This window comes from Paraburkholderia bannensis, assembly GCF_014200455.1.
GTDB classification, from domain to species: Bacteria; Pseudomonadota; Gammaproteobacteria; order Burkholderiales; family Burkholderiaceae; genus Paraburkholderia; species Paraburkholderia bannensis_A.
This window is the reverse complement of record NZ_JACHBW010000039.1, coordinates 1-24,794: the sequence shown is the minus strand read 5'-3', so window position 1 is coordinate 24,794 and position 24,794 is coordinate 1. Positions and strand designations below refer to the sequence as shown.

General features: G+C 61.0%; 23 protein-coding genes. 15 read left to right on the top strand and 8 right to left on the bottom strand.

From position 1 onward, the window contains the following. Window positions 1-224: 224 nt before the first annotated feature. The 3 genes from hpnI (at window position 225) to F4827_RS33935 (ending at window position 3,323) form a co-directional block, all read left to right on the top strand. Window positions 225-1,403 (top strand): bacteriohopanetetrol glucosamine biosynthesis glycosyltransferase HpnI, encoded by a 1,179-nt coding sequence (gene hpnI / locus F4827_RS33945; RefSeq protein ID WP_183733343.1) that lies wholly within the window; start codon window positions 225-227, stop codon window positions 1,401-1,403. A 73-nt stretch (window positions 1,404-1,476) separates the two neighbouring features. Continuing rightward, entirely contained in the window at window positions 1,477-2,493 is a 1,017-nt protein-coding gene (locus tag F4827_RS33940) for a lysylphosphatidylglycerol synthase domain-containing protein (protein WP_183733285.1), read from the top strand. Between the two features lie 41 nt (window positions 2,494-2,534). Then, entirely contained in the window at window positions 2,535-3,323 is a 789-nt protein-coding gene (locus F4827_RS33935; protein ID WP_183733288.1) for a metallophosphoesterase, read from the top strand. Between the two features lie 7 nt (window positions 3,324-3,330). Here the strand turns inward: F4827_RS33935 and F4827_RS33930 are convergent, their stop codons facing one another. Continuing rightward, window positions 3,331-4,164, bottom strand: a complete 834-nt coding sequence (locus F4827_RS33930) for an oxidoreductase (protein WP_183733292.1) — start codon at window positions 4,162-4,164, stop codon at window positions 3,331-3,333. A 95-nt stretch (window positions 4,165-4,259) separates the two neighbouring features. Between F4827_RS33930 and F4827_RS33925 the strand changes: the two genes are divergently transcribed. Beyond that, window positions 4,260-5,231 (top strand): AraC family transcriptional regulator, encoded by a 972-nt coding sequence (locus F4827_RS33925; RefSeq protein WP_183733295.1) that lies wholly within the window; start codon window positions 4,260-4,262, stop codon window positions 5,229-5,231. Between the two features lie 13 nt (window positions 5,232-5,244). Here F4827_RS33925 and F4827_RS33920 read toward each other — a convergent pair whose 3' ends face one another. Both F4827_RS33920 and F4827_RS33915 read right to left on the bottom strand, forming a co-directional pair. After that, window positions 5,245-6,075, bottom strand: coding sequence for a helix-turn-helix transcriptional regulator (locus F4827_RS33920; RefSeq protein WP_183733298.1), 831 nt, complete (start codon window positions 6,073-6,075; stop codon window positions 5,245-5,247). 243 nt (window positions 6,076-6,318) lie between these two features. Then, a complete protein-coding gene (locus tag F4827_RS33915; protein ID WP_183733300.1) occupies window positions 6,319-7,074 on the bottom strand; it encodes an SDR family NAD(P)-dependent oxidoreductase in 756 nt (251 codons plus the stop codon). A gap of 150 nt (window positions 7,075-7,224) precedes the next feature. Between F4827_RS33915 and F4827_RS33910 the strand changes: the two genes are divergently transcribed. The 7 genes from F4827_RS33910 to F4827_RS33880 all read left to right on the top strand — a co-directional run bounded on the left by F4827_RS33910 (window position 7,225) and on the right by F4827_RS33880 (window position 16,992). Beyond that, complete coding sequence (locus F4827_RS33910; protein WP_183733303.1) at window positions 7,225-8,106, top strand: LysR family transcriptional regulator; 882 nt, start codon at window positions 7,225-7,227, stop codon at window positions 8,104-8,106. 355 nt (window positions 8,107-8,461) lie between these two features. Next, window positions 8,462-11,338 carry a winged helix-turn-helix domain-containing protein gene (locus F4827_RS33905; RefSeq protein WP_183733305.1) on the top strand — a complete coding sequence of 959 codons (2,877 nt, stop codon included), beginning with the start codon at window positions 8,462-8,464 and terminating at the stop codon, window positions 11,336-11,338. A 523-nt stretch (window positions 11,339-11,861) separates the two neighbouring features. Next, the gene (locus F4827_RS33900; RefSeq protein WP_183733308.1) at window positions 11,862-12,698 is read left to right on the top strand and encodes an alpha/beta fold hydrolase; all 837 of its coding nucleotides are present in this window, start codon (window positions 11,862-11,864) and stop codon (window positions 12,696-12,698) included. A gap of 56 nt (window positions 12,699-12,754) precedes the next feature. Then, entirely contained in the window at window positions 12,755-14,101 is a 1,347-nt protein-coding gene (locus tag F4827_RS33895) for an LLM class flavin-dependent oxidoreductase (protein WP_183733312.1), read from the top strand. A 92-nt stretch (window positions 14,102-14,193) separates the two neighbouring features. Further along, a complete protein-coding gene (locus F4827_RS33890; RefSeq protein ID WP_183733315.1) occupies window positions 14,194-14,940 on the top strand; it encodes an SDR family NAD(P)-dependent oxidoreductase in 747 nt (248 codons plus the stop codon). Between the two features lie 88 nt (window positions 14,941-15,028). Beyond that, complete coding sequence (locus F4827_RS33885; protein ID WP_183733318.1) at window positions 15,029-15,778, top strand: SDR family NAD(P)-dependent oxidoreductase; 750 nt, start codon at window positions 15,029-15,031, stop codon at window positions 15,776-15,778. A 101-nt stretch (window positions 15,779-15,879) separates the two neighbouring features. Beyond that, window positions 15,880-16,992 carry an NADH:flavin oxidoreductase/NADH oxidase gene (locus F4827_RS33880; protein ID WP_183733321.1) on the top strand — a complete coding sequence of 371 codons (1,113 nt, stop codon included), beginning with the start codon at window positions 15,880-15,882 and terminating at the stop codon, window positions 16,990-16,992. Between the two features lie 125 nt (window positions 16,993-17,117). Here F4827_RS33880 and F4827_RS33875 read toward each other — a convergent pair whose 3' ends face one another. The 3 genes from F4827_RS33875 to F4827_RS33865 form a co-directional block, all read right to left on the bottom strand. After that, a complete protein-coding gene (locus F4827_RS33875; protein ID WP_183733324.1) occupies window positions 17,118-17,597 on the bottom strand; it encodes a nuclear transport factor 2 family protein in 480 nt (159 codons plus the stop codon). A 335-nt stretch (window positions 17,598-17,932) separates the two neighbouring features. Continuing rightward, a complete protein-coding gene (cynS, locus tag F4827_RS33870; RefSeq protein ID WP_183733327.1) occupies window positions 17,933-18,403 on the bottom strand; it encodes a cyanase in 471 nt (156 codons plus the stop codon). Between the two features lie 42 nt (window positions 18,404-18,445). Next, window positions 18,446-19,105, bottom strand: a complete 660-nt coding sequence (locus F4827_RS33865) for a carbonic anhydrase (RefSeq protein WP_183733346.1) — start codon at window positions 19,103-19,105, stop codon at window positions 18,446-18,448. A 123-nt stretch (window positions 19,106-19,228) separates the two neighbouring features. Between F4827_RS33865 and cynR the strand changes: the two genes are divergently transcribed. Further along, complete coding sequence (gene cynR / locus F4827_RS33860) at window positions 19,229-20,143, top strand: transcriptional regulator CynR (RefSeq protein ID WP_183733329.1); 915 nt, start codon at window positions 19,229-19,231, stop codon at window positions 20,141-20,143. A gap of 236 nt (window positions 20,144-20,379) precedes the next feature. On the opposite strand, the gene F4827_RS33855 is transcribed toward cynR, so the two are convergent. After that, window positions 20,380-20,913, bottom strand: a complete 534-nt coding sequence (locus tag F4827_RS33855; protein WP_260175553.1) for a VOC family protein — start codon at window positions 20,911-20,913, stop codon at window positions 20,380-20,382. Between the two features lie 7 nt (window positions 20,914-20,920). Further along, complete coding sequence (locus F4827_RS33850) at window positions 20,921-21,799, bottom strand: LysR family transcriptional regulator (protein ID WP_260184745.1); 879 nt, start codon at window positions 21,797-21,799, stop codon at window positions 20,921-20,923. Between the two features lie 175 nt (window positions 21,800-21,974). Here F4827_RS33850 and F4827_RS33845 point away from each other — a divergent pair, with 175 nt between their 5' ends. The 3 genes from F4827_RS33845 (at window position 21,975) to F4827_RS33835 (ending at window position 24,542) form a co-directional block, all read left to right on the top strand. After that, window positions 21,975-22,796 (top strand): enoyl-CoA hydratase/isomerase family protein, encoded by an 822-nt coding sequence (locus F4827_RS33845; RefSeq protein ID WP_183733336.1) that lies wholly within the window; start codon window positions 21,975-21,977, stop codon window positions 22,794-22,796. Between the two features lie 16 nt (window positions 22,797-22,812). Continuing rightward, the gene (locus F4827_RS33840) at window positions 22,813-23,709 is read left to right on the top strand and encodes an alpha/beta hydrolase (RefSeq protein ID WP_183733338.1); all 897 of its coding nucleotides are present in this window, start codon (window positions 22,813-22,815) and stop codon (window positions 23,707-23,709) included. A gap of 92 nt (window positions 23,710-23,801) precedes the next feature. Continuing rightward, window positions 23,802-24,542 (top strand): alpha/beta hydrolase, encoded by a 741-nt coding sequence (locus F4827_RS33835; RefSeq protein ID WP_260175554.1) that lies wholly within the window; start codon window positions 23,802-23,804, stop codon window positions 24,540-24,542. The last annotated feature ends 252 nt before the right edge of the window (window positions 24,543-24,794 follow it).

The following is a 24,794-nucleotide window of genomic DNA, read 5'->3' as shown; positions in this document are numbered from 1 at the left end:
CAGTTCTATCGCCAGTTCTATTTCCGCCCGTCGAAGATCTGGGAAATCGTGCGTGAAATGCTCACCAGCTGGGACATGATGAAACGCCGTCTGCGCGAAGGCGTGGAGTTCTTCCGCTTCCTGCGCGCGCACGAGGCATGATGAGCGGCTCGCGCAAGGGCGCTTTTCCCACGAACTTACGAGTGCCGGCCGTGGTTATTCTGGTCGGTTCAGTGGCGGCGGCGATGACGAATATCGCGCCGCCGCACGTCGAACACCTGTTGCTCGATGCGATCGCCGTGCTGTTTGGCGCGGCGGCGTCCCTCGGTATCATGTACACCTTGTTGGCGAGTGCGCTGGTTGGACGGTTTTTTGCGCGCAGCGTCAACGCGCCGGCGCAGTTTCCCGGCGTGACCGTGGTGAAGCCATTACACGGCGACGAATGGCAATTGTCCGAACACCTCGAATCGTTCTTTAATCAGGATTACCGAGGACCGGTTCAATTTCTGTTTGGCGTACACGATGCGAATGATGCCGCGCTCAAAAGCGTCGAAGCATTGCGCGAGCGTTATCCGCAAGCGGCGATCACGATTGTTGCGGATGGGCGGCTTTATGGGCCGAATCGCAAGATCGCCAATCTCGTCAATATGCTCGAACACGCCGCGCACGATGTTCTGTGTTTCGCCGACAGCGATGTGCGCGTCGATAGCAGCTATCTGCGCAAGGTAGTCGGCACGCTCGACGAACCGGGCGTGGGTCTGGTCACCACGGTTTATCGCGGGCTGTGCGCGCCGGGTTTCTGGCCGCGCGTCGGCGCTGCGCTCACGAACTATCATTTTCTGCCCGGCGTAGTAACGGGCGTGGCGATCGGTCGTGCGCGTCCCTGCTTTGGACAGACGATTGCGCTCACGCGCCAGACGCTCAATGCGATTGGCGGTTTGCGGCAGTTTGCTCATCATCTTGCCGAAGACCACGCGCTGGGCGAAGCCGTGCGGCGCATCGGCAAGACGGTGGCGATTCCGCCGCTGGTCGTCGAGCACGCCTGTGTGGAAGGCACGTTCACTGACTTCTTCACGCACGAGTTGCGCTGGAGCCGCACCATCCGCGCCGCTGACCGTTCTGGTCATCTTGGCGCGGTGTTGATGCATCCCTTGCCGCTGGCCCTGCTGGCACTGGCGTTTTCCGGCGGTGCGGCCGCCGCCTGTCTGATCGCTTGCGCCGCCTTGCTGGCACGCACGTTGTTAGTCCTGAGAGTCGACCGCGCCACGCGCTGTCGCACGCGCGGCTTGTGGAATCTGCCGCTGTGCGACATGCTGCAATTTGCCGTCTATCTGGCGAGTTTCGGTTCGTCGGGCGTGGTCTGGCGAGGCATTCGCTTCAGTGTGGACGGCAACGGCATGCTGTCGCCCGTTCGCGATGAGTGAGCGCGGCGCGCGTAGTAACAGATATCGCGAACTCGAAGATGGACATACAAGAGCGCGCAAGAGGGCGTGATTCATGAAGCAGCTTGGTCGTATCGCAGCATTGGCCGGTTTTGCCATAGCCGTGTTTCTGGTCTGGCGTGAACATCCGGAAACCACATGGCGCTTGATGCGTGATGCGGGAATCGGACTCGTGATCGCCGCGCTCGTCCATATTCTGCCGATGTGGGCGAATGCCTGGGACTGGCGCACGCTGATCCGTCCCGCGGAGCGTCCGTCCTTGTTGACGATGCTTAAAATAGTTTGGATCCGCGAATCGGTGAATGGCCTGTTGCCGGTCGCGCGGGTGGGCGGCGAGATCGTCTCGTTTCGATTGCTGGGCCGCTTCGGCGTGCGTCCGGCGACAGCGCTGGGCAGTCTCGTGGTCGATATTCAACTGACCTTGATCAGCCAGCTTCTGTTTGCTTTTCTCGCCTGCGCCTATGTGCTCGACGGTTCCAGTTCAGGAACCGCGCGCACCATCAGTACGCTGCTCTGGAGCATCAGCGCGGCCGTGCCGGTATTGGTGCTGTTCGCTCTGGTTCAGCATGCGCGGCCGTTCGAGCGTTTTGCGCGCGTGCTCAATCAGGTAACAAGCGGAAAGCTGGTCGAACTGGTGGGCAAGTCGGTGCGTATCGATCAAGCCGTCAAGCTGATCTGGCGTCGCAAAGGCACGGTGCTGCGCTATCTGTTCATCTGGCAAACGGTGCAGTTCATCGGCTTCTCGCTGGAAATCTGGTTCGCGTTGCGCGTGCTGGGCGCACCCGCCACGTTCGCACAGGCCTGCGTGACCGAAGCGCTGATCCAGATTGTCAGCAGCATTGCATTTCTGGTCCCCGCGAGCCTGGGCGTGCAGGAGGGTGGTTTCGTGCTGATCGGCGCGCTGTTCGGCTTTGACGCGCCAACCTGTCTTGCGCTCGCGGGTGCGCGCCGTATCCGCGATCTGCTGTTCTATGTGCCCGGTCTGGTCGCCTGGCAACTGGCCGAATATACTTCGTCGCGCAACGACGACAAGCAGGCCGCCGGCACTGGCGCACCTGCGCAAAATACATGATGTCGGCCACTGGCCCGTCATCCAGAATCTGGCAACAAACCATGCAAGTACAGATTGCGTCGGATCTTCATCTCGACGCCCTGCAACAGAAGTTCCCCGATTGTCCGCCGCTGGAGGCTGCGCCCGGTGCCGATCTGTTGATCCTGGCGGGCGATATTCATCTGGGCGCGGCGGGCGTGGACCGTTTTGCCGGCTGGCCCGTGCCGGTGGTCTACGTCAGCGGCAATCACGAGGCCTACGGCGCGGGCTATATCGAAACCGTGACCGCCATCGCCCAACGCGCGCAGGGCACGAATATCCACTACCTGGAACGCAGTTCGGTGGAACTGGACGGCGTGCGCTTTCTCGGCTGCTGCCTGTGGACCGACTACGCGCTCTATGGCGACAGCAATAGAAGCATGGCATATGCACGCGACGCGATGTCCGATCATCAATCGATCCTGCGCGAGGACGGCGGCCCGTTCGGGCCCGAAGACGCGCTCGCGGAGCATCGCCTTGCGGTTCAGTGGCTCGTCAAGGCACTCGCCACGCCGTTTCGCGGCAAGACGGTGGTGATCACGCATCATGGCGTGTCGCCTGATTCGGTTCACGAACGGTTTCGCGATCATCCCGTCAATGCAGGGTTTCTGAGCGATCTGCGTAACCTCTTGCCGTTTGCGGACCTCTGGATTCACGGCCACGTGCACGACTCCTTCGATTACCGTTCGGGCGGCGCGCGCGTTATCGCGAACCCGCGCGGCTATCCGCTCAATCTGGCCTCGGCGCAAAACAGCGCCGAGTTGCAGTGGGAAAACCGCGCGTTCGATCCGCATTGCGTGGTCGAGCTTTGACGGCACTTTAGCCGTCGGTCGAAACGGTGACCGTTTCCCACGCGTCAATCTCTTTCTCAAGATCGCTCAATTTGTTTCTCACCAGCGCAAGCGCATCGCTGCCGAGCAGCAGATGCGCAGGCGGTTGTTCCGAATCGATGGCCGCGAGCATCGCGCGCGCCGCCTTGCGAGGATCGCCCAGTTGCTTGCCGCTTTTCTCTTCGCGTGCCTGGCGGATGGGATCGAAGAGGGCGTCATAGTCGGCAATCGAACGCGGCGTGCGTATCATCGAGCGGCCTGCCCAGTCGGTGCGGAACGATCCCGGCGCGACGGCGGTGACGTGGATGCCCAACGGCTTGACCTCCTTGCCCAGCGACTCCGAAATGCCTTCCAGCGCGAATTTGCTGCCGCAGTAGTAAGCAATGCCAGGCATGGTGATGTACCCGCCCATCGACGTGATATTGAGGATGTGGCCGCGTCGGCGTGAGCGCATGAAGGGCAGCACGGCTTTCATCATCGCGACCGCGCCGAATACGTTCACATCGAATTGCCTGCGCATTTCTGACAAAGGCGATTCTTCCATCACGCCTTCGTGTCCATAACCGGCGTTGTTCACCAGGACGTCGATGGGCCCGACGTTCGCTTCGATCCCGGCGACGGTGGCGTCGATCGCGTCGAAGTCCGTGACATCGAGCACGCGCGCATGAGCCGCGTTTTCTGCCAGTGCTTCGAAATCGCGGCGGGCTTGCTCACTTCTGACCGTGCCGACGACCGTATGGCCTGCCGCAAGCGCCTGCTGGGCGAGCGCTCGCCCGAAGCCGCTGCTGACGCCCGTGATAAGGATGATTTTGCTGGCCGACATAAAGACCTCTCATGGAAAAGTGGCTGTGGACTGCATACTAGTCTCAAGAAAAGAATGGTATAAGCCAAAATCTGCTATTTATATTGCCTGAAACTATGAGTGCGACCCGAGCCCTCGCCATTGGCCCCGACCTGTCCCCACGAAACCGCAAGCGCATGATTGCGTTGCTCCATGCACTGGCGCCGGATGAGGGTTACAACCTCACGGCGCTGCCGGGCGTGCGCATCCTGCGTTCGAACCGGCCCTTGTCACGCACGCCGGTGCTCTACGATCCGGGCATCGTGATCGTTTGTCAGGGCCGCAAGCGCGGCTATTTTGGCGAGCAGCTTTATCTTTACGACGAGGACCACTATCTGGCCGTCTGCGCGCCCGTGCCGTTCAGCATGGAGACCGAGGCCAGCGAACAGCATCCCTTGCTCGCGCTTTATCTGCACCTGGATTTCGCGCTCGCCGCTGAACTGGCGGCGCAGATCGATCGCGAAGGCATCACGGAACACGTACAAGCGCCCCAAAGCATGATGTCGACGCCGATGGACGACGCCATGCAGATATCCGTGCTGCGCTTCCTGGAGGCCATGCATCGGCCGCTGGAAGCCGCGGTGCTCGGCCCGAACCTGCTTCGCGAACTCTATTTCCGTGTGCTCACGGGCGCGCAGGGAAGCTCGATGCGCGAGGCGCTGGCGATGAAAGGTCAGTTTGGCCGTATAGGCCGGTCGCTGCGTCTGATCCATGCCGCTTACGCGCAGCCGCTGGACGTGATGCAACTGGCGCGCGAAGCGGGCATGAGCGTGCCGAGCTTTCACAGCCACTTCAAGGCGATTACCCGGGTGTCGCCGATGCAGTACGTGAAATCGACGCGCCTGCATCAGGCGCGCCTGTTGATGGTGCGCCAGGACCTGACCGCGCAAGCGGCGAGCCACGCCGTGGGCTACACGAGCGTGTCGCAGTTCAGCCGTGAATTCAAGCGGCTATTTGGCTTGACGCCCGCCGCAGAGGCGCGGCGCATGCGGGAAAGTTTTGCCATACCCGAAGCATTCGAGGATGCGATCTATGTCTCGTCGCATTGATCCGCGCGCTTTGTCATGCACCATCGTCCGCGTGCGTTTGCCCTAGCGTTTCCACAGGGCGATATTCACTCGGCGAAACGCCTAGCTCGCGGCGGAACATATCGCTGAAACTGCTGGGCAGATAGCCGAGCTGTCGCGCCACGGCGCTCACGGCCTGCCCTTCGGCCAGCCGCGACACGGCAATCGCCAGTTGCACCTGTCGACGCCATTGCGCGAATCCCAGCCCCAGCTCCCGCGTAAACAGGCGCGCCAGAGTACGCACGCTCGCGCCTACCGACGCCGCGTGCTGCTCGAAAGCGATCTCGTTGGAAGGATTCTCGATCACGGCGCGGCACAACATGGCAAGGCGCCGGTCGCCCGAACCGGCCGTGGCGTCCGTACCCGCGGCATCCGGCAGCGGCACCCGCAGCGAGGACCGGCGCGCATGGGCCAGTTCCATCGCGGCGAGTTGCGAGGCGGTGGCGAGCCACGCATCGTCGCGCGCGGCTTCGTGTTCGGCGATGGTGCGGATCAGTTCGCGCAGCAAACCGTCGATCTGGAACACCTCGCTGCGCGAACTCAGATGACCGATGTCGCGCTCGTGCAGATAGAGATTGCGCATCTCCACTTCGCTCATCATGTGGATCGCGTGGGTCGTGCCGGGCGGCAGCCAGACCGCGCGCTGCGGCGGCACGACCAGCGCTTCGTTGCCCGCTTCGACCCACATCACGCCGGACACCGCGTAAAGCACCTGCGCCCAGGTGTGCGAGTGCGGCTCGATATGCAGGCCGCGCGGATAGTGGCGCGCGAGCGAGCGGCCGCGCCCGGGGGCGTCGTCGAGAATGGGAGGTGCGGCTTGGGTCATGATGGGGCGCGGGGCGTCACGGCGCTGCGTAGCAAAGACGCCAACGCTATCACGAGTGCGCCGCGCGCGCGCCCTGGGACCGGTAGGTGAGCGTGATCTGTGCGACGGGGTACTAGCGCTAGCAGTGCGACCCAAAGAACTGCCAGCCAGTTTCGGGGGCGCGGGGATCGATCGAGGTGGTTTGCGCCATGATGTGATTCTGCGCGTGAACGGTGTTGGGCTGCCGTAATGACAGCATTGGGGTCAACGCGCCTGGAGCTTCGAGCCGCCGTCCACATGCAGCGTCGCTCCAGTTGTCCATCTGGCCTGGTCAGAGGCGAGAAAGGTAATCGCAGCAGCGATGTCGTCCGGTTCGGCGAGCCGTTTGATGGCCTGCAGGTTGAGCGTCATCTGGCGGCCCTCATCGGTGCGGATGAAGCTCGACATGGCGGTGTTCACCACACCGGGCGCGACCGCGTTCACGCGGATGCCGCGCGGTCCGAGGTCAGCTGCCAAATGGCGTACGAGCGTATCGACGGCACCTTTCGTCGCGGAGTAGGCCGACAGCTCACCGATGACTACGTGCGCCGCGAGCGACGAAAGCAGCGTCACGCTGCTGCCCTTGCACATGATCGGCAGCAATTGCTGAACGAGAAAATACGGAGCGCGCACGTTGACTGCGAACAGTTCGTCGAAATCTTCGACGCCTGTTTCCTCCAGCGTGGCGGCCTTCGCGATACCAGCGTTGGCAACGAGGATGTCGAGCCGTTCGCCGACGATTGCCCGCACATGGCGCGCAAGACGGTGCGGCCCATCGGATTCGGCCAGATCGGCCTGAAGGCATCGGGCACGGCTGCCCGCCGCAGTGATTTCGGCGACGACGGCCTTGGCCTCAGACGCACCGCGGCCATAGTGAACGATGATCTGAGCGCCAGCCTGAGCGAGCGCAAGTGCAGTGGCGCGCCCGATGCCACGGGAAGCGCCGGTGACGAGCGCGGTCTTTCCAGTCAGGGTGTTCATGATCGTCCTTCCAGCGGATAACTGACGTTGAGGCCAGGGAGGGTTTCGTCCGGCTGATGTGATCGAACGATAGTCGCCACTTGCCCGCGCGAAAAAGACTTTGTAAGCTGATCCCCATACCTGTCAGGCATGACTAAAAGGAACGCGCACATGGAACTGCGTCATCTTCGTTATTTCGTCGCGGTGGCCGAAGAGGGCAGCCTGAGCGTCGCGGCGGAACGGCGGCTCTACACGTCCCAGCCGTCTCTGAGCCGCCAGATCCGGGACCTTGAATACGAAGTCGGTGCGCAACTGTTCGTGCGTAGCGCGCGCGGCATCGACCTGACCGACGCCGGCAAGGCATTTCTGGACCATACGCGCCTCGCCCTTGCCCAAGTCGATGCGGCGTGCGAGGCGGCGCGGCGCGCGGCGCGACCGTCCAAGCCGACGTTTGCCGTTGGCTTTCTGAGCGGACAGGAAGTGACCTGGCTCGCCGAAGCGACTCGCGTGCTCGCGGGCGATCTGCAGAGCATCGAAATGACGGTATCGAGCGAGCACTCCCCTGAACTCGCAGAGGGATTGTCGACGGGACGGCTGGACATCGCCTTCATGCGCGCCGAAGCCAACCGAGCCGACCTCGATTACGTGACGGTCGCACGCGAGCCGTTCGTCGTGCTGATGCCAAGCGACCATCGCCTTGCAGCCTTCGATGAGATCGACGTGCACGAACTGGCGGGTGAACTTTTCATCAGCGGCTCGGACGTCGCCGGTCCCATGCGCGGCACGATCGAAAACTATCTGTCGACACACGGTCTCGCGATCGAGCCCGCGCATCGCGTGCACAACCTGACGATGGCGATGTCGCTGATCGCCTCGACGAGAGGCGTAGCACTACTGCCCGCCTATGCCGAGAAACTGCTGCCCTGGTCGGTAACAAGCCGACCGCTCAAGGGCGAACCGCCAAGGATCGAGCTGGTGGTCGGCTATAACCGGAACAACCGTTCAGCGATCCTGTCGACGTTTCTGTCGCGCATCGACCAGATCAAGCAGTAAGGTGGACGACGCCGTAGGCAGTACGTAAATAAATTCCAAAGTGCAGGGGATGCACTTCTGCGCGCGCTGAAATGTACTGAAGGAGGCTGATTCTCGCCGGTGCTCGCGGCTCGCCGGGGCCCCGATCATTCCGGCGACACGCGTGAAACCAGCCGCTACCTCCCGGTGGCGAGCATGCTGGCTGCAGGTAAGCCAGGGTTCATGTCAGACTAATAAACTGAGCCCAATGTGACACGTCGTTGCGTTGCGGCCCGGCAGTACAATCCGATGCACGCTCGAACCGAACACCCTCTTTCCGGGTATTGAATAGCCGAGAAGCCCCCCGCTGTTTTCGCCTCGTCACGAGGAGGTCCGAATGGACGTGTGCATATTGCATCACGGTGAATTCGCTTTCGGAGCAACGGTCGTCGCGCCACGCCGCCGCGAGGTCGTGCATCGTGGAACCCGAGTCGAGATCGGCGACCGGGCGTTCGACCTGCTCCTTCTTCTGGCGCAATCGCGTGGTTCCGTTCTGAGCAAGGCGCAGATCATCGCGAGGCTGTGGCAAGACCGCGTCGTCGAAAGCAATACCGTCGAAGCTCAGATTTCCGCACTTCGCCGCGCTCTCGGAGAAGATCGGGCGGCAATACGCACGGTGACGGGGCGCGGATACCAGTTCATCGCAGAAGTGCTTACGCAAGACGCGAATTCGGATAAGCCTCCTGCTGCACCAACGCACGGGCCGGCTTTTTCGGGCCTGTCGCTACCTGCAGAGGTCAGTCCTCTGATCGGCCAGGAAATTGCCGTCCGCGAGATTTGCCGTGGCCTGCAAACGCATCGTCTGGTCACGCTCGCGGGTACCGGCGGTATCGGAAAGACGCGGTTGGCGCTCGAAGCCGCGCGCCAGTCGGCATCACATTTTGCGGATGGCGCGTTCGTGGCCGAACTCGCGGCCACCACATCAACGGACCATATTCCAACGACCATTGCGGTCGCGCTCGGATTTCCTCCGGGCGACGGCACGTTTTCGCTCGAGCGGCTCGCGCCGAGCCTGATGTCGCGGCATTTGCTGCTCGTTCTGGACAACTGCGAGCACCTGATCGACGGGGCAGCAAGGATTGCCGAACAGTTCCTTCGCATCGCCCCGCGAGCGGTCGTGCTTGCCACCAGCCGCGAACCGCTGCGCGTGGCCGGCGAACTGGCCTATCGTGTTCCGTCGCTGGAGGTTCCGCCGGACGACAATTGCGATGACGCACTCGACTACAGCGCCGTACGTCTGTTCGAAGAGCGGGTCGGGCCGCATGCCGGGCTCAGTCCGGATTCACGGGCTGCATTGAGGCTGAAGTCACAGATTTGCCGCCAGCTCGATGGAATTCCGCTTGCGCTGGAACTTGCCGCGGCCTGTGTTCCGTCGCTTGGGCTCCAGGGCGTGGCCGACCGGCTCGGGAATCGGTTTCAGATCCTCACGCACGGCTCGCGCACCGCGCTCCCGAGGCAGCAGACACTACGTGCGGCGCTCGACTGGAGCTACGACCTTTTGTCCGACGAACAGCGATCGGTGCTGGATCGGCTGAGCCTGTTCGCAGGGACGTTCACGCTGGCGTCCGCGCAGGAAATGGCAAGTTGCGATGCACTTGCGCCTGACGCTGTCGTGACGGCCTTGATGCAACTCGTCGACAAGTCGCTTGTTTCAGTGGCTTCGGGTAGTGGCTACGTCCGGTATCGGCTGCTCGAATCGACTCGCGCGTACGCACGGGACGCGCTGCGCGCGAGCGGCGCGATGCCTGGATGGTCGAGGCGGCACGCCGGCTACTTCCTTGAGATTTTCCGGACCGCCGCGCGGCGGGCAGAGGGGCACGCTGACGTCGACTGGAGAAACGGCTATGTGCCGCACCTTGACGACCTTCGCGCGGCGATGCAGTGGTGCTTCAGTGTTGAAGGCGACATGGAGCTCGCCGTCGAACTCACGGTGGCCGGCATCCCGTTTCTGACGCATCTCGCGCTACTTCAGGAATGCCTCGCGACTGTGGACAAGGCACTGGAGTGGCTATCGGGTCAGAGCGGTCCGGTCGACGAGCGGCAGATGAAGCTTCACGCGGCACGAGGGATGTGTCTGCTTTGCCATACCGTCGCGACCAGCACAAGCGATGCCTTCGAATCGGCCGTCGACATCGCGGCTCGGCTCGGGAACCTGGACTACCAACTGTTGGGCATGTGGGGGCGCTGGATGTGCCACTACCTGAATGGTGAATACGCGCGAGCCATCCCGCTCGCCCGCCACTTCAACGAGCTCGCGTTGACGTCGCCACGCAAATGCGATCATCTGGCCGCCCTTCGGCTGAGCGGCATGTCGCGTCTTTTCGCCGGCGATCTTCCTGGCGCGCTTGCCGACCTGCAACGTGCAGCGAACGATACCGGGCCGCTTCCGCGAGCACAGCGGATGCGCTTCCTGTACGACGAGAAGATGCTGTCCCACGCATCGCTTGCGCTCACGCTGTGGTTCATGGGGGAGACGGAGCTGGCACGGCAGGCTGCCCAACAGTCGCTCGACGATGCCCGGGAGTTCGACCATCCGGTCTCGATCTGCTATGCACTGAGCGAGGCCGTTTGCACGCTTGCCGTGTTGGACTGTGACGCCGCCGCGCTCGATGAGGCCGTCGCGTCTCTCGCTGCCGAAACGCGGCGTCACAGTATTTCGACGTGGCGCGCCCGTGCGCAAATGTGGCAAGGGCTGCTCGATCTGCGCGCGGGCGACCCTACCGCCTTTGCCCGGACGATCTCCCCGGCGATGACGAACATGGGATCGAAGCGGTTCTATGTGTCGCTGTCGCCCTACATCACGGCGCTCGCCGAGGCGCTGTGCCGGCGAGGCATGGTTTCCGAGGCGACCGAAGTCATTGACGCATCCGTCGCCCGCGCGATTCAAACCGACGACAGGTGCGGTCTGCCCGAGCTCTGGAGAGCGAAGGCGGAGGTGCTGGTCGCGACCCGGGGCGACGAAGCGATGCCGGCGGCCGAATCGATTTTGACCGATGCCCTTCAAATGGCCCAGAAGTACGGATTCCGTGGGTGGCAGGCGCGTTGCTCATTGAGCCTTGCTCGTCTCGCACACATGAAAGGTGACGCGAAAGGCGCGCTCAATGCCATCTTTCCCGTGACACAGCAATCAGCGGATGCGATTGACATTGGCGCGGCAGGTCCGACGCTGACCGGCCGTGAGGTGAATCGCAGAGGTCGGTCGCGCAGATACTGAGCGCGCGCCATCGGTCAGGGCAGACTGCTTTGCAGGTCGTGCCGTGAATGTTCGAAGACATCTGGCGCCGGCGTGAATCGCCCAGATTTCCGGAGGTTTCAACAGCGGCTTCTGGCGGGTGACCTTTCCCCATTTTCACGGCACACGGCTGCCTGCGCGGCCTTTGTGCGTTTGCGCGATGATCTCCTTCCGGCTGGAGGGAGGTTCAGTGTGCCGTCGCGCTGTGGAGGCGGTGGTCGCTACTCGACCCGTTTCCGCGGTTGGGGCGCACTCAAGTCCCAGTCACATAGATCCACCCGGCACCCACGAAACTGAGACGTCAGACTCTGCGTGCACTTTCAAATAAAGGCATGCGGCGCGTCACCGTGAACGAGCAGTCATGCTTTGCCACTCTTCCCGATTTCGGAGCCATGCTTCCCAGGCATGCGGGGGAGCCTCGAAAGTCTTTTTCCGCTGCGGGCTGAAACGCTACTCTGCATGCACGAGTTAGAGCACTTCACACCAGCCCACAGAGGATTGAACCATGAACAGCATCAGTCACGATACAGCGCCGACCCAATTCGTCGAAGCCAACGGCATTCGCTTCGCTTACCGCCGGTTCGGCAAGAAGGGCGGCTTGCCGCTTGTCTTCAATCAGCACTTCACGGGCACCCTGGACCACTGGGATCCGGCCGTGACCGACGGTTTTGCCAAGGACCGCGAAGTCATCCTGTTCAACAATGCCGGCGTCTCCAGCTCTTCGGGCGACACCCCGACGAGTTTCCAGGAGATGGGCGCCAATGCGATCGCCTTCATTCGCGCGCTGGGTCTGACCCAGGTTGACGTACTCGGCATTTCGATCGGTGGCTTCGTGGCGCAGGAGATCGCGCTGCAGGGCGGGGACCTTGTCCGCAAGATCATCCTTGTCGGCACCGGGCATCGCTCGCAGGACATGTCGGAAAGCCGCTCGGCGGAAATCTTCGCCGGCAGCTACGATCCGCCCGAACACTTGTGGCTTGCTGTCCACTTCGGACCTTCCGAAGCCAGCCAGAAGGCCGGTCTCGCCTTCCTTGAGCGCAAGCTGCGTCGTCAGGATCGCGATCCGCAAGTGAGCGCGCAAACCATCGCCGCCCAGGGTGAGGCAATCGGCAAGTGGCATGTGCCGAACGATAGCGCGCTGGAGTATCTGAAATCGATCCGTCAGCCCGTGCTGGTCGTCCAGGGCAGCAACGACGTCATCATTCCGACGCGGCATTCGTTCACGCTCCAGCAGCATCTGCCGAACGCGCAGCTGATCGTCTATCCGGACTCCAATCACGGGTCGATCTATCAGTATCCGGAGACGTTCGTTGCCAATGCAACGACCTTCCTCGACGCCTGAAACCCGCCGCTGGCCCGTTATGCGAGCCAGCGGCACCTGACGCGACGGAGCGAACAATGGCCAGACATCGCCAACTCCACCTGGGTGCTTTCATGCGGCCAGCGGCTATCCACACGGGCGCGTGGCGCTATCCTGGCGCCGACCCGCATGCGAATTTCAGCCTCGACCAGATGCGGCGCTCGATCCGGCGACTGGAAGCGGCGAAGTTCGACGCCTTCTTCATGGCCGATCACCTGGCGCTACTGAACATGCCAGTCGCCGCGCTCATGAGGAGCCACACGGTGACGTCATTCGAGCCATTTACGCTGCTCTCGGCGCTATCGGCGGTGACAGACCGGATCGGGTTGATCGCCACGGCCTCGACAACCTTCGATGCGCCGTACCACATTGCCAGGCGATTTGCGTCACTGGACCACATCAGCAGTGGTCGGGCCGGCTGGAACGTGGTGACAACGGCAAACCCCGACGCGGCCCTCAACTTCGGCTACGAATCCCAGATGGACCACGACGATCGCTACGAGCTTGCGCGCGAGTTTGTCGATGTCGTTACCGGCCTCTGGGACAGCTTCGCCGATGACGCCTTCGTGAGGGACACCGAGAGCGGGGTCTTCGTCGATCCCACGCGAATTCATGCGATCAGTCACGAAGGTCCCTCGCTGAAAGTACGCGGCCCGCTCAATATCGCGCGGCCTCCGCAGGGCTGGCCCGTGATTGTCCAGGCCGGAGCGTCACCGGCAGGCCGTCAGCTCGCGGCGCAAACCGCCGAGGTCATTTTCGGCGCACCGCCGTCGATAGAGGCCGCTCGCAGTTTCAATGCCGATGTCCGTTCGCGCATGGCCGCGATCGGCCGCGCGCCCGACACGCTGCGTTACCTGCCCGGCGCATTTGTCGTCGTAGCTGACAGCATCGATGAGGCGCTTGAGCGCCGCGCTACGCTCGATAGTCTCATCCACTATGACAGTGGCATCGGCTCCCTGAACGCGATGCTCGGATTCGACGTTTCAGGCCATGATCCCGACGGGCCACTGCCCGATATTCCGGAGACCGAAGCAGGTCGCTCGCAGCGCGAACGCATGGTCAATCTCGCCCGGGAGAAAGGTCTGACGATCCGCGAGCTAGCGCGCGCCGCCGGTAGCTACTCGGGCTTCGCCTTCGTCGGCACCGCGAAATCGATCGCCGATGAGATGCAGGAGTGGCTGGAGACGCAGGCCTCCGATGGCTTCAACGTCATGTTTCCATGGATTCCAGGCGGCCTTGACGAGGTGGTCGACAAACTCGTTCCGGAGCTGCAGCGGCGCGGTCTGTTCAGACGCGAATATGAAGGGCGCACATTGCGCGAGCATCTCGGCCTGGCACGGCCTTCCAACCGTTTCTTTGCGCCCGCACCCAGCGCGGCCGTCTGATTCAAGAAGTTTCAACCTGTAGTTCCAGCGTTACGAAAGCATGCGGGCGATTCATGCGCCCGCGACTCATCCTCTAGTTAATGGACAGAATCATGGCAAATACTCTTCAAGGAAAGATCGCGCTTGTGACCGGCGGCTCACGCGGAATCGGCGCGGCAACCGCCATCCAGCTCGCTGCGCAAGGCGCCACCGTCGCGCTCAGTTATTCCAGCAGCGAAGCCGCAGCCAAAGAAGTCGTTGCGACAATCGAAGCGTCCGGTGGAAAAGCGATTGCGCTGCAGGCAGACCAGGCTGATGCAACAGCGGTCAAGGCATTGATTGCGGACGTTGTCGAACGTTTCGGCCGCATCGACATTCTTGTCAATAACGCGGCCGTTTTCGTAACGGGCACGGTGGCCGAGACCACAGATATATCGGGCTTTGAGCGACAACAGAAGATCAATTACGAAGCGGTGGTAACTGCTATTCGAGAAGCTTCGCGGGTGATGGAGAGCGGCGGGCGGATTATTTCGATTTCGTCGGCCCTCGCCTGGCGATCAACCTGGCCCGGCCTTGCTGACTACAGCGCAACGAAGCGCGCGATCGAGGGCTATAGCAAGGGTGCTGCGCGGGATCTGGGCCCGAAGGGCATTACCGTGAATGTGATCGGCACCGGTTCGACGAATACCGAGATGAACCCTGATAACAGCCCCTTTGCCGAGGCGCAGGCCGCTGCCACCGCGCTCGGACGCTTCGGTCGGCCTGAAGAGATCGCATCGGTCGTTGCCTTCGTCGCCAGCCCTGCGGCGAGTTTCATCACCGGGGCGATCATTCCCGTCGACGGCGGCTACAGCGCGTGACGCAATTCGAGCCACGTGATGCACGTTTGCCATTTCGTGGCTCGAATAACTTTGAAAGTTTCAAACTGGTTGTCAAAGGAGCAAGAAAATGAGTGATTCACCGGTAGTACTTGTGACAGGAGCGCTTTCTGGAATTGGTCGCGCAACAGCCATTGCCTTCGCTAAAGAGAAAGCCCGGCTGGTTATCTCGGGTCGTCGGCTCGAAGAAGGCAGGGAACTGGCAGAGCAGCTGCGTTCATCGGGTGCCGAAGTGGAATTTGTGCAGGCAGACGTGCGTTTCGAGGACCAGGTTCAAGGCCTGGTCGATCACGCCGTTTCCCGCTTTGGTCGTCTGGATATTGCGGTGAACAGCGCCGGTTACGAGGGCGACCCCGCACCGATCGTTGAACAGAACGTCGATCAATACGCTCTCGTTTTCGATACGAATGTTCTCGGCACGTGGCTGGCGCTCAAGCACGAAATCCGCGCCATGGCAGCCCAGGGCGGCGGGAGCATTGTGAATGTATCGTCAACGATGGGGATTCGCGGTGCCGCCAGGAACGCACTTTATGTCGCCAGCAAGCATGCGGTCGAGGGCCTCACGAAATCCGCCGCGCTAGAGTCCGCCGCGTTCAATATTCGAGTCAATGCAGTCGCACCAGGACCCATACAGACAGAAATGCTTGACCGCATAACAGGTTCCGAATCGGGCAAGGCCGCGATGCTCGCCACCGTGCCGCTTAAACGCGCGGGCACGCCTGAAGAGATTGCCGATGCAATCATTTTTGTGGCATCGGACAAAGCGAGTTTTATGACCGGAGAAGTTCTTCGAGTCAACGGTGGACGAACTGCCGCTTAAAGCACGCGCATCACTTGCCGCAAGCATCAAGGATCTACCTATCGGTATCGCCCCGATGAGAGATGTCTCGGGTCTGCGGCTGCATTTCTGGAGATAGGAAAATGAGTGCTCTGTTTTCCCCGCTCGAATTGGGGGAGCTCAAGCTTGCAAATCGAGTCATGGTCGCACCCATGTGCCAGTATGTTGCTGAAGATGGCAAAGCGACCGCGTGGCACTTGATTCACCTGGGCGGACTGGCCAACTCGGGTGCGGGCCTGCTCTGCATTGAAGCCACGGCGGTAGAGCCCGGCGGCCGTATCACGGCTGGCGACCTGGGACTATGGGACGACCAAACGGAGCTGGCGCTAAAGCCGGTCGTGGACGCGGTGCGTCGCCACTCGAACATTCGACTGGCCATCCAGTTGGGGCATGCGGGGCGTAAGGCATCCAGCGAAGTTCCGTGGAAAGGCGGCCAGCAGATCGCGGTGGCGAATGGAGGCTGGATCACCGACGCTCCCTCGGCATTGCCGCAAAAGGAAGGCGAGGAGTTGCCGCGTGAGTTGGATCGTGCCGGGATGAGCCGCATTCGAGATGCGTTTGTTGCGGCCGCGCTGCGCGCAAACCGGCTTGGCATCGACGCGATTGAACTGCATTGCGCGCATGGTTATCTGCTTCACGAGTTTCTCTCCCCGATTTCGAACACCCGCACCGATGAGTATGGAGGCAGCCTGGAGGCTAGAATGCGTTATCCGTTGGAGGTGTACGATGCGGTGCGCGCTGTCTGGCCAAAGCACAAGCCGCTCGGTGTCAAAGTTTCGGCGACGGACTGGTTGGACGCAGGCTGGGACATCGAGCAGACCGTCGAGTTCGCGAAAGCACTGGAGACGCGGGGTGTCGACTGGATCGACGTGTCGTCAGGGGGTATTTCGCCGCTGCAGAAAATTACGGTGGGTCCGGGCTATCAGGTTCCCTTTGCCGACCGAATCAAGAAAGCGACGGGCGTGACGACTATCTGCGTGGGCTTGATAACCGATGCCCTGCAGGCTGAGGAAATTGTATCCAGGGGCCACGCGGATGCTGTGGCAATTGCGCGAGGCATGCTCTACGACCCTCGTTGGACTTGGCACGCAGCTGCGAGCTTAGGCGCTACCGTCGAAGCCCCACCGCAGTATTGGCGCGCCCCGCCGCAGCCGCATGGGGCCATTTTCGACGGAGTCGTGAACGGCGCACGATAAGCGCTTCGATCCTGGCTCATCGGCAAACTACGCTTAGGATAACTGCTCATCATGTCAGGTGTGACCGACCGCTGACGTTTGCTTCCCCGGGGGCCCCCGGTCAAGGCGATAGATCAGCCTGGCGATTAAAGACCGAGATCCGACAAGCCGGGATGGTCATCCGGACGGCGGCCGAGTGGCCAGTGAAACTTCCGGTCTTCTTCCTTGATGGGCAGATCATTGATGCAAGAGTAACGATTCACCATCAGACCGTCCTCGCGGAACTCCCAGTTCTCGTTGCCGTAGGAGCGGAACCAGTTGCCGGAGTCGTCACGCCATTCGTAGGCGTAACGCACGGCAATCCTGTTGTCTGTGAAAGCCCACAGCTCCTTGATGAGACGGTACTCCAGTTCCTTCGACCATTTACGCTCCAGAAACGCCCGGGCTTCATTGCGGCCGTTTGTGAATTCAGCTCGGTTGCGCCAACGAGTATCGACGCTGTACGCGAGCGACACTTTGGCAGCATCGCGTGTATTCCAGCCGTCCTCGGCCAGGCGCACTTTCTCGGCGGCGGTTTCGCGTGTGAAAGGAGGGAGCGGCGGACGAATTTCAGTGTTAGTCGACATGTTCATACCTCAGTGGTTGGTAAGGCCCGAAACGGACCAAAGGGGGATAAAAGCAGCGCGGCGAGTTTGCGCTGGTCAATCCAGGGCCACGAACAAATGAAGTCGCAGTGGGCATCCATCCGTATCGTGTTCATCGCCGTGTGTTCCAGGACGCTGAGCCTTGCGATTGGCCCGTATGCGGGCAAACGTCGCCCGCTTACGCGCTAAGGTGATGGACGAGCGGCGCAGTTCCTTCCCGTCCTGGATGTGTATGAATCTGGCGCGAGGTTTCGTGCGGAACGCGTATCAGGGCTCGGCACGAACAGCGCTCGCATGGCAGGCTGAGCCCGGCCGTCCTAGAACGGCTTGGTCGGCAGATACTTCCCGTCGAGCGTGATCACCGCACGCGAGCCGCCTTCCGGATCGTCGACTTTCTTGATGTCGAGCTTGAAATTAATTGCGCTAATGATGCCGTCGCCGAACTTCTCATGAACCAGCGCCTTCAGCGTCGAACCGTAGATCTGCACCATCTCGTAGAAACGGTAGATGGTGGGATCGGTCGGCACGCCACCCGGGATGCTGCCTCGCACCGGGATGGTTTGCAGCGAGCGGACTGCATCGTCGCCGAGGTCAAGCTTGTCGGCCACGATCTTTGCGGCGTCGGCTGGCAACGGATGCTGGCCGAGCAGTGCGGCGGTAACGAATGCGAGGCTGAGGCCAGTGCCTTCGTTGATCTGCTCGAACGTCAGGTTCTTGCGGATCTTCGCGTCGACGATCGCGTCGGTCAGGGCTTCGCGGGAGGACTGGCTGTACTGGGACTGCGTCATGACGATGCTCCTTGAGATGGACTGAAGCGGAAAAGCAGCCATTCAGGCGGCGAGGTTGAGTCGAGCCGGGGCTGCACAAACATGCGGATGTTCCGCGAGAGAAACGAACAGGTTGGTCGCGCCGTTGAGCGTATCGATCAAGCCGGTTTCGATGTCGTACACCCAGCCGTGCAGGGCCAGATGTCCTTGCTCAAGCGCAAGCCGCACAGAAGGATGAGTCTTGATGTTCGCGAGCTGGGCAACCACGTTTTCGCGGACCATCGAGTTGACCCGGTCGCGCTCGCTTTTGTGCTCACGCGCCTCGTTGACGACTTTCGCGGAATCCGCGTATTGCAGCCAACCGCGCACGGCCGGCATATGGTCCAGACACTTGCAGGTCGCGATGGCCGTCATCGCGCCGCAATCAGAGTGACCGCAGATAACGACATCGGTGACACCCAGTGCGGCGACCGCGTATTCGACCGAGGCGGTCACGCCGCCCGGTTCCGGGCCGTACGACGGCACGATATTGCCGGCGTTGCGGATCACGAACAGGTCGCCTGGCTCGCGCTGCGTGACAAGTTCGGGTACGAGCCGGCTGTCCGAGCACGAAATGAACAAGGTACGCGGGTGCTGGCTCTTAGCGAGTTGTTTGAAAAGCTCGGAGCGCTGGGGAAACGCGTCGCGCTGGAACTTCAGGAAGCCGTCGATGATTTCTTGCATGTTTCCCTCCATCTGAGTGTTTGACGAGATCCGATGGACGAAGAATGCGCCGAACAACCCATAGCGTCCAAGACCCGTTTATTATTGTCTTTATAGGCAACACCAATAGTTTGAGGGGGCCCGATGCTGCTCCGGCACATCCGTTACTTTCTGGCGGTCGCGGAACACCGCAATTTCACGCGTGCGGCCGAGGCGCTGCACATATCGCAGCCGACGCTGTCACAACAGATCAGGCAGCTTGAGGACGCGCTGCGCGTTCAACTGCTCGACCGGTCTGGCCGGACGATCCAACTGACCGACGCCGGCGCGGCCTATGTGCGCTACGCGCAGCGCGCGCTGCAAGACCTGGAGGCTGGAAAGCGAGCGATACACGACGTGCAGGAATTGAGCCGCGGCTCGCTGCGCCTCGCGATGACCCCGACGTTCACCGCGTACCTGATCGGTCCGTTGCTTGAGAAGTACAACCGCCGGTATCCGAACATCACGTTGAACATTCTGGAAATGCCGCAGGACCGGATGGAGGCATTGTTGAACGAGGATGCGCTTGATGTCGGCATCGCGTTCAAGGATACGCACCCCCCTGACATCGAAACCCGGGTGCTGTTTGTCGAAGCGCTGGGGATGGTGGTCGGCAAGTCGCATCCGCATGCGAAGAAGCGCGGCGCGCTGAAGTGTCGCGAGTTCGCGAGCGAAACGCTCGTCCTGCTCAATGAAGAGTTCGCTACCCGCCATTACATCGATCGATATTGCAGAGAGCATGGTATCGCTCCGCACATTGCGATGGAGGTCAATTCGATCAGCGCGGTCATCGAGATCGTGCAGCGCAGTGCGCTCGCAACGCTGCTGCCTGCCGCCATCGCGCGCGAGCACAGCGGACTGTTTCTGGTGAACCTGGAGCCGGCGCTGCCTCAGCGGACCGCCGCGTTGCTGCTGCGAAAAGGCGCATATCGAAGTGCTGCGGCACGGGCATTCATCGCGCTTGCGATCGAGGAAAGCGAGGCCGTGCCCATGGACCAGCGGGCGAAGGCAGGCTCGTAAAACTTCAGCAACTCGATCGCCTCTGCTGATTCCGGCTGACGACGCTGCGATGTAACTCACCGCTGCCTTGGATCATCCGTATCGATCGAGAAGCAGGAAATTGAGGCGCAACGGGGGGCGGCGCAGAGAGCCGCACTCGGACCCGCAAGCGCGCTTCGGTGGGGCTCCTTGAGCGTCTCTCCGTTGCCGCTGAACAGTCGTTCGCAACGGCACAGGATCGACGGAAAAGTTGCTGGTTAGTTGTGGCACATGCAGAGTTCGAACTCGTGTCCGTCCGGGGTGCTCAATACAATGCTTTTCATCGATTCGATCTTCAACCCGTCCATCACGATAGAGGCACCGTTTTCCGTTGCCCGCCTCACGAATTCATGGAGCGAATTTTCTTCAAACTCGAAGACAGGGACGGCGTTGCTACCCTTGATCTCGTCTCCAAAATCGTTCAACAGCAGGCCGAGCCGGTTTGCGCCGATCATGAATTCCGTCCACTTTTCCGAGCGCTTAAGCGGTTCATGCCCGAGAAGTCTTTCCCAGAAAGTAGCGGACTTCTCCATATCACTCACCTTCAAATACACGGTTCGAAGCTTCATGGCGTGTTCCCCGAAATGGATACCAGCCGAATCTAGCAGACGCAAAAAATTGGCGCATGGCAACGTCGACCAGACTTCATGTAGTGATTGAGGCTTGAGCATCCTGCAAATGGCATGCATGTTCGGCGTAATCCAGACGCCCGATCGGTCGACGCGGGCGCCATTGACCGAATGACGACACATGCATGTCTCATGTCGCGAGCCGCTGTTTCAGCCGCGGAGCTGCGAAGTCCAGAAACGCTCGCAATTTCAGCGGCACTTGACGCTGACTGGGATATATCAAGTTGATTGGTGTGATGGGTAGTTCGTAATCGTCCAGCACTGTTACCAAAGCCCCGGAATTTAGTTGTTCTACGATCTGATACGACAGAACGCGGGCGATTCCACCGCCTTCTTCCGCAGCCACTACCGCGCCGTCAATCGAGTTGACCATCATTCGCCAGGCCACGTCAACGACGTGTGGAGCACCATTGTTGTGAAATTCCCAGCTTGTGCCAACAACCAGACCTTCGTATCCCACGCAGTCGTGCGACTCCAGATCTGCGGGAGTATTCGGCACTCCTCGACGTGCCAGGTAGGCAGGGCTCGCGCAGAGCACCTGGCGCACTCGCCCGATGTGTATCGCGATCATGCTGCTGTCGGGTAAAGCTCCGGTACGCAGCGCTACGTCAACACGCTCTTCAAGCAGGTTCACGCTGCGATCGGCCAACTGCGCTCGCACACGGATCTCCGGATATGCCCGTAAAAATTCAGCGATGATGGGCAGTCCGTGGAGACGCCCCATCACAATGGGGGCGGCGACTACCAACTCTCCCCTTGGCGCGTGATATTCGCCAGTCGTTGTGCGTTCGACCTCTGCGAGATCTTCAATGATCCGCCGACATGAGGCGACGTATGCCTGGCCAGCCTCGGTGAGCGTCAGGCCACGATTGCAACGCAAAACCAGCCGGATTCGCAGATGTGATTCGAGCTCTGCCACGCGGCGACTGACAGTCGCGAGCGGGACGCCAAGTTGACGGCTCGCCGCGGAAAAGCTTCCGCCATCTACGGCGGCCAACAGAATAGTCATTGCTTCAAGTCGGTCCAAGCCTCTCTCCCATGGAAGGGCACCTCTCAAATTTACCGGCTATTCGATGAGTTAAAAAGTAAATACATTTACTCGCGCGCTCTGTCACTTCCCGAACGTTTTAAATCGCACGAGCGTTCGCTGCGTCCACTCGTCCTCCGACATGCGAAGGTGCTCCATGGATTTCAAAACGCTAACAGTTCAACGCGACGGTGCGGTGTTGATCGCGAGCATCATGGCGCCGCCAATGAATCTCCTCGGCCCAGAACTGGTCCACGACCTTGTCTCATTTATCTCGGAAGCAGAGGACGACGAAACCGTAAGTGTCATCGTTTTCAAGAGCGGCGACCCAGATTTTTTTATCCCTCACGTCGACGTGACGCAGATCAAGGCCTATCGCGACGAGGCCGCGAGGCTGACCGGAGAGGCCTCGATCGCCGTGCTGTTTCGTTATCTCAGCGAGAGCCGTCTGGTGAGCATCGCGCAGGTCGAGGGGCGGGTACGAGGCGCAGGAAGCGAGTTCGTCATGGGCTGCGACATGTGTTTTGCCGCGAAAGAGTCGGCGATCTTCGCGCAGATGGAGCCAGCGTTTGGAGTGGTTCCGGGAGGTGGTGGCGCTCAGCACCTGGTGAGGTTGATGGGCCGATCGCGCGCACTCGAGGTCATGTTGAGCGCGAACGACTACGACGCAGAGTTGGCAGAGCGCTATGGCTGGATCAACCGCTCCTTACCGGCCGCCGATCTCGATGAGTTTGTCCGATCGCTCGCGCAGCGGATCGCACAGTTTCCCGTTAGTGGCCATGTAGCCGTGAAGCGGCGAGTCAATGCTTTGGCGCTCGCCCCGATTGAGGATTTTCGCCGTGATTCTGATTTGTTCGGCGAAGGCGTTCGAGAGCCAGTAGCCCAGAAGCGGATTCAAGCCGCAATCAAACGCGGGTTTCAGACCCGAGACGCAGAAATGAATCTCGGGAAGTTGCTCGGCGAGCTTAACGACGATTGACTTAGGCGAGGACATATTGAACTACAGCAAAGAAGATATTCGCTTTCCTGTTGACGGGGGAGTCGAGCTGGCTGCGTGGCTCTTTGTACCGAAAAATCGCAATGGCCAGCTTCCCGCCATCACCATGGCGCACGGATATGGCGGCACGCGGTATCACGGCGTGGAGCGAATGGCCACGTTCTTCGCGGAAGCGGGTTTCGTAGTGCTGCTTCACGATCATCGAGGATTCGGCGATAGCGGCGGTGAGCCTCGCCAGGACATTAACCCGTGGCAGCAGATCTCAGACTGGCGAAGAGCGATCTCGTGGCTGCAGGATCGGCCGGAGGTGGACGAGGCGCGAATCGGACTTTGGGGTACCAGCTATGCCGGCGGTCATGCGATTGTGCTGGGGGCGACCGACAGACGGCTAAAGGCAATCGTCTCGCAGGTCCCGACGATCGACGGCCATGCTGCAGGTCTACGTCGCGTCACTCCCCAAGGCGTTGCAGCGCTTGAGGCCCGTTTTGATGCCGACGAGCATGCGCAGCTTCGCGGTGAAGCTCCGGCGACTCTTCAACTGGTTAATGAAGACTCGACCAAACCTGCCGCCTACAGCGCGCCAGACGAGATCAGCTTCTATCTGCAGCCCGTCCCTGAGGGGGTATGGGCAAACAGCGTCACACTGCGTTCGAGCCGTTGGGCCCGTATGTACTCACCCGGGGAATACGTCGCGCGGGTATCGCCCACACCGTTGCTAATGGTGGTTGCGGAGCAAGATCACACGGCTGCCACTGATCTTGCGCTCAAAGCGTTCGAAAACGCCCTGGAGCCGAAGCGACTGGCGATAGTGAAGGGAGGGCATTTCGATCCCTATCTCGCGGAGTTCGAGACCGCGTCGCGCGCGGCGGCTGACTGGTTTAAAGCGCATCTGTGAACCGGGCGTAATTGAGCGTGGTGGTGCCCCGGCCGTAGTCAGGTTGAATTTATCGGACTCTAACTATGAACGCAGCTTCAAGATATGGCCTTATGGCCGCAGCCATTCTTGCTTCTTTTTTGTTGTTCGTCGCTGCCGCTGCGACGGCAGCGCCGGTCGAAAACATCGTTCTCGTCCACGGCTACTTTGCCGATGGTTCGGGCTGGCAGAACGTCTCCAGGATCCTGTCGCGCGACGGCTACAACGTTTCGATCGTACAGGAACCCGAAACGTCTTTCGCGGATGACGTCAAAGCTACGACGCGCGTGGTCGATGCGCAGTCGGGACCGTCGATCCTCGTAGGTCATAGCTATGGTGGCGCCGTGATTACGGAAGCGGGAAATGACGCGAAGGTCGCAGGCCTTGTATACGTCGCCGCCTTTGAGCCGGACTCGGGAGAAAGCGCGATGGACCTCGCCAGGAAGATGCCGTCTGCCTCCACCGCGATCAAGGCTACGGCAGATGGCTATCTGTACCTCGACCCGGCTCACTTCCATGCGGATTTCGCGGCTGACTTGCCGGCGTCCGAAGCTGAATTCATGTCCCGCTCCCAGGTGATGCCCGCTGCTGCGTCGTTCGGTACGCCGGTGTCGACGGCCGCGTGGAGAACGAAGCCGAACTGGGCAGTCGTTGCGACCGCGGATCGTGCGATCAACCCGGATCTCGAGCGGTTCATGACGAAGCGCGCCGGTAGCACCACGATCGAACTCGATTCCAGCCACGTGGCGTATATGTCCCACCCCAAGGAGGTTGCGAAACTCATTGAGCAGGCAGCGCAGAAGGCTGCTCAATGATCGTTGCGGGTGCCATAACGCATGCATGGCGCCGGTCACGGATCCCACAGTCGAAAAGCCACCACGTTTTAAGCGCGATGTGATTGGTGGCGGCTTGGAACACTAAGAGAAACATTCAGGGAACTCGCGAGTCTCCTGCGATATCTTTACCCCGCCGCTAGAAGGTGTTATGAACTTTCGGCCAGACCTGGTACCCTGGCGGGATGAAAAAACGCAGACCCTACCCAACGGACGTATCGGACGAAGAGTGGT

Excerpts from the sequence above, each read along its gene's own strand:
- hpnI (WP_183733343.1), top strand. The coding sequence starts at position 225 with ATGACGAATATCGCGCCGCCGCACGTCGAACACCTGTTGCTCGATGCG.
- F4827_RS33940 (WP_183733285.1), top strand. The coding sequence starts at position 1,477 with ATGAAGCAGCTTGGTCGTATCGCAGCATTGGCCGGTTTTGCCATAGCC.
- F4827_RS33935 (WP_183733288.1), top strand. The coding sequence starts at position 2,535 with ATGCAAGTACAGATTGCGTCGGATCTTCATCTCGACGCCCTGCAACAG.
- F4827_RS33930 (WP_183733292.1), bottom strand. The coding sequence starts at position 4,164 with ATGTCGGCCAGCAAAATCATCCTTATCACGGGCGTCAGCAGCGGCTTC.
- F4827_RS33925 (WP_183733295.1), top strand. The coding sequence starts at position 4,260 with ATGAGTGCGACCCGAGCCCTCGCCATTGGCCCCGACCTGTCCCCACGA.
- F4827_RS33920 (WP_183733298.1), bottom strand. The coding sequence starts at position 6,075 with ATGACCCAAGCCGCACCTCCCATTCTCGACGACGCCCCCGGGCGCGGC.
- F4827_RS33915 (WP_183733300.1), bottom strand. The coding sequence starts at position 7,074 with ATGAACACCCTGACTGGAAAGACCGCGCTCGTCACCGGCGCTTCCCGT.
- F4827_RS33910 (WP_183733303.1), top strand. The coding sequence starts at position 7,225 with ATGGAACTGCGTCATCTTCGTTATTTCGTCGCGGTGGCCGAAGAGGGC.
- F4827_RS33905 (WP_183733305.1), top strand. The coding sequence starts at position 8,462 with ATGGACGTGTGCATATTGCATCACGGTGAATTCGCTTTCGGAGCAACG.
- F4827_RS33900 (WP_183733308.1), top strand. The coding sequence starts at position 11,862 with ATGAACAGCATCAGTCACGATACAGCGCCGACCCAATTCGTCGAAGCC.
- F4827_RS33895 (WP_183733312.1), top strand. The coding sequence starts at position 12,755 with ATGGCCAGACATCGCCAACTCCACCTGGGTGCTTTCATGCGGCCAGCG.
- F4827_RS33890 (WP_183733315.1), top strand. The coding sequence starts at position 14,194 with ATGGCAAATACTCTTCAAGGAAAGATCGCGCTTGTGACCGGCGGCTCA.
- F4827_RS33885 (WP_183733318.1), top strand. The coding sequence starts at position 15,029 with ATGAGTGATTCACCGGTAGTACTTGTGACAGGAGCGCTTTCTGGAATT.
- F4827_RS33880 (WP_183733321.1), top strand. The coding sequence starts at position 15,880 with ATGAGTGCTCTGTTTTCCCCGCTCGAATTGGGGGAGCTCAAGCTTGCA.
- F4827_RS33875 (WP_183733324.1), bottom strand. The coding sequence starts at position 17,597 with ATGTCGACTAACACTGAAATTCGTCCGCCGCTCCCTCCTTTCACACGC.
- cynS (WP_183733327.1), bottom strand. The coding sequence starts at position 18,403 with ATGACGCAGTCCCAGTACAGCCAGTCCTCCCGCGAAGCCCTGACCGAC.
- F4827_RS33865 (WP_183733346.1), bottom strand. The coding sequence starts at position 19,105 with ATGCAAGAAATCATCGACGGCTTCCTGAAGTTCCAGCGCGACGCGTTT.
- cynR (WP_183733329.1), top strand. The coding sequence starts at position 19,229 with ATGCTGCTCCGGCACATCCGTTACTTTCTGGCGGTCGCGGAACACCGC.
- F4827_RS33855 (WP_260175553.1), bottom strand. The coding sequence starts at position 20,913 with ATGTGTCGTCATTCGGTCAATGGCGCCCGCGTCGACCGATCGGGCGTC.
- F4827_RS33850 (WP_260184745.1), bottom strand. The coding sequence starts at position 21,799 with ATGACTATTCTGTTGGCCGCCGTAGATGGCGGAAGCTTTTCCGCGGCG.
- F4827_RS33845 (WP_183733336.1), top strand. The coding sequence starts at position 21,975 with ATGGATTTCAAAACGCTAACAGTTCAACGCGACGGTGCGGTGTTGATC.
- F4827_RS33835 (WP_260175554.1), top strand. The coding sequence starts at position 23,802 with ATGGCCGCAGCCATTCTTGCTTCTTTTTTGTTGTTCGTCGCTGCCGCT.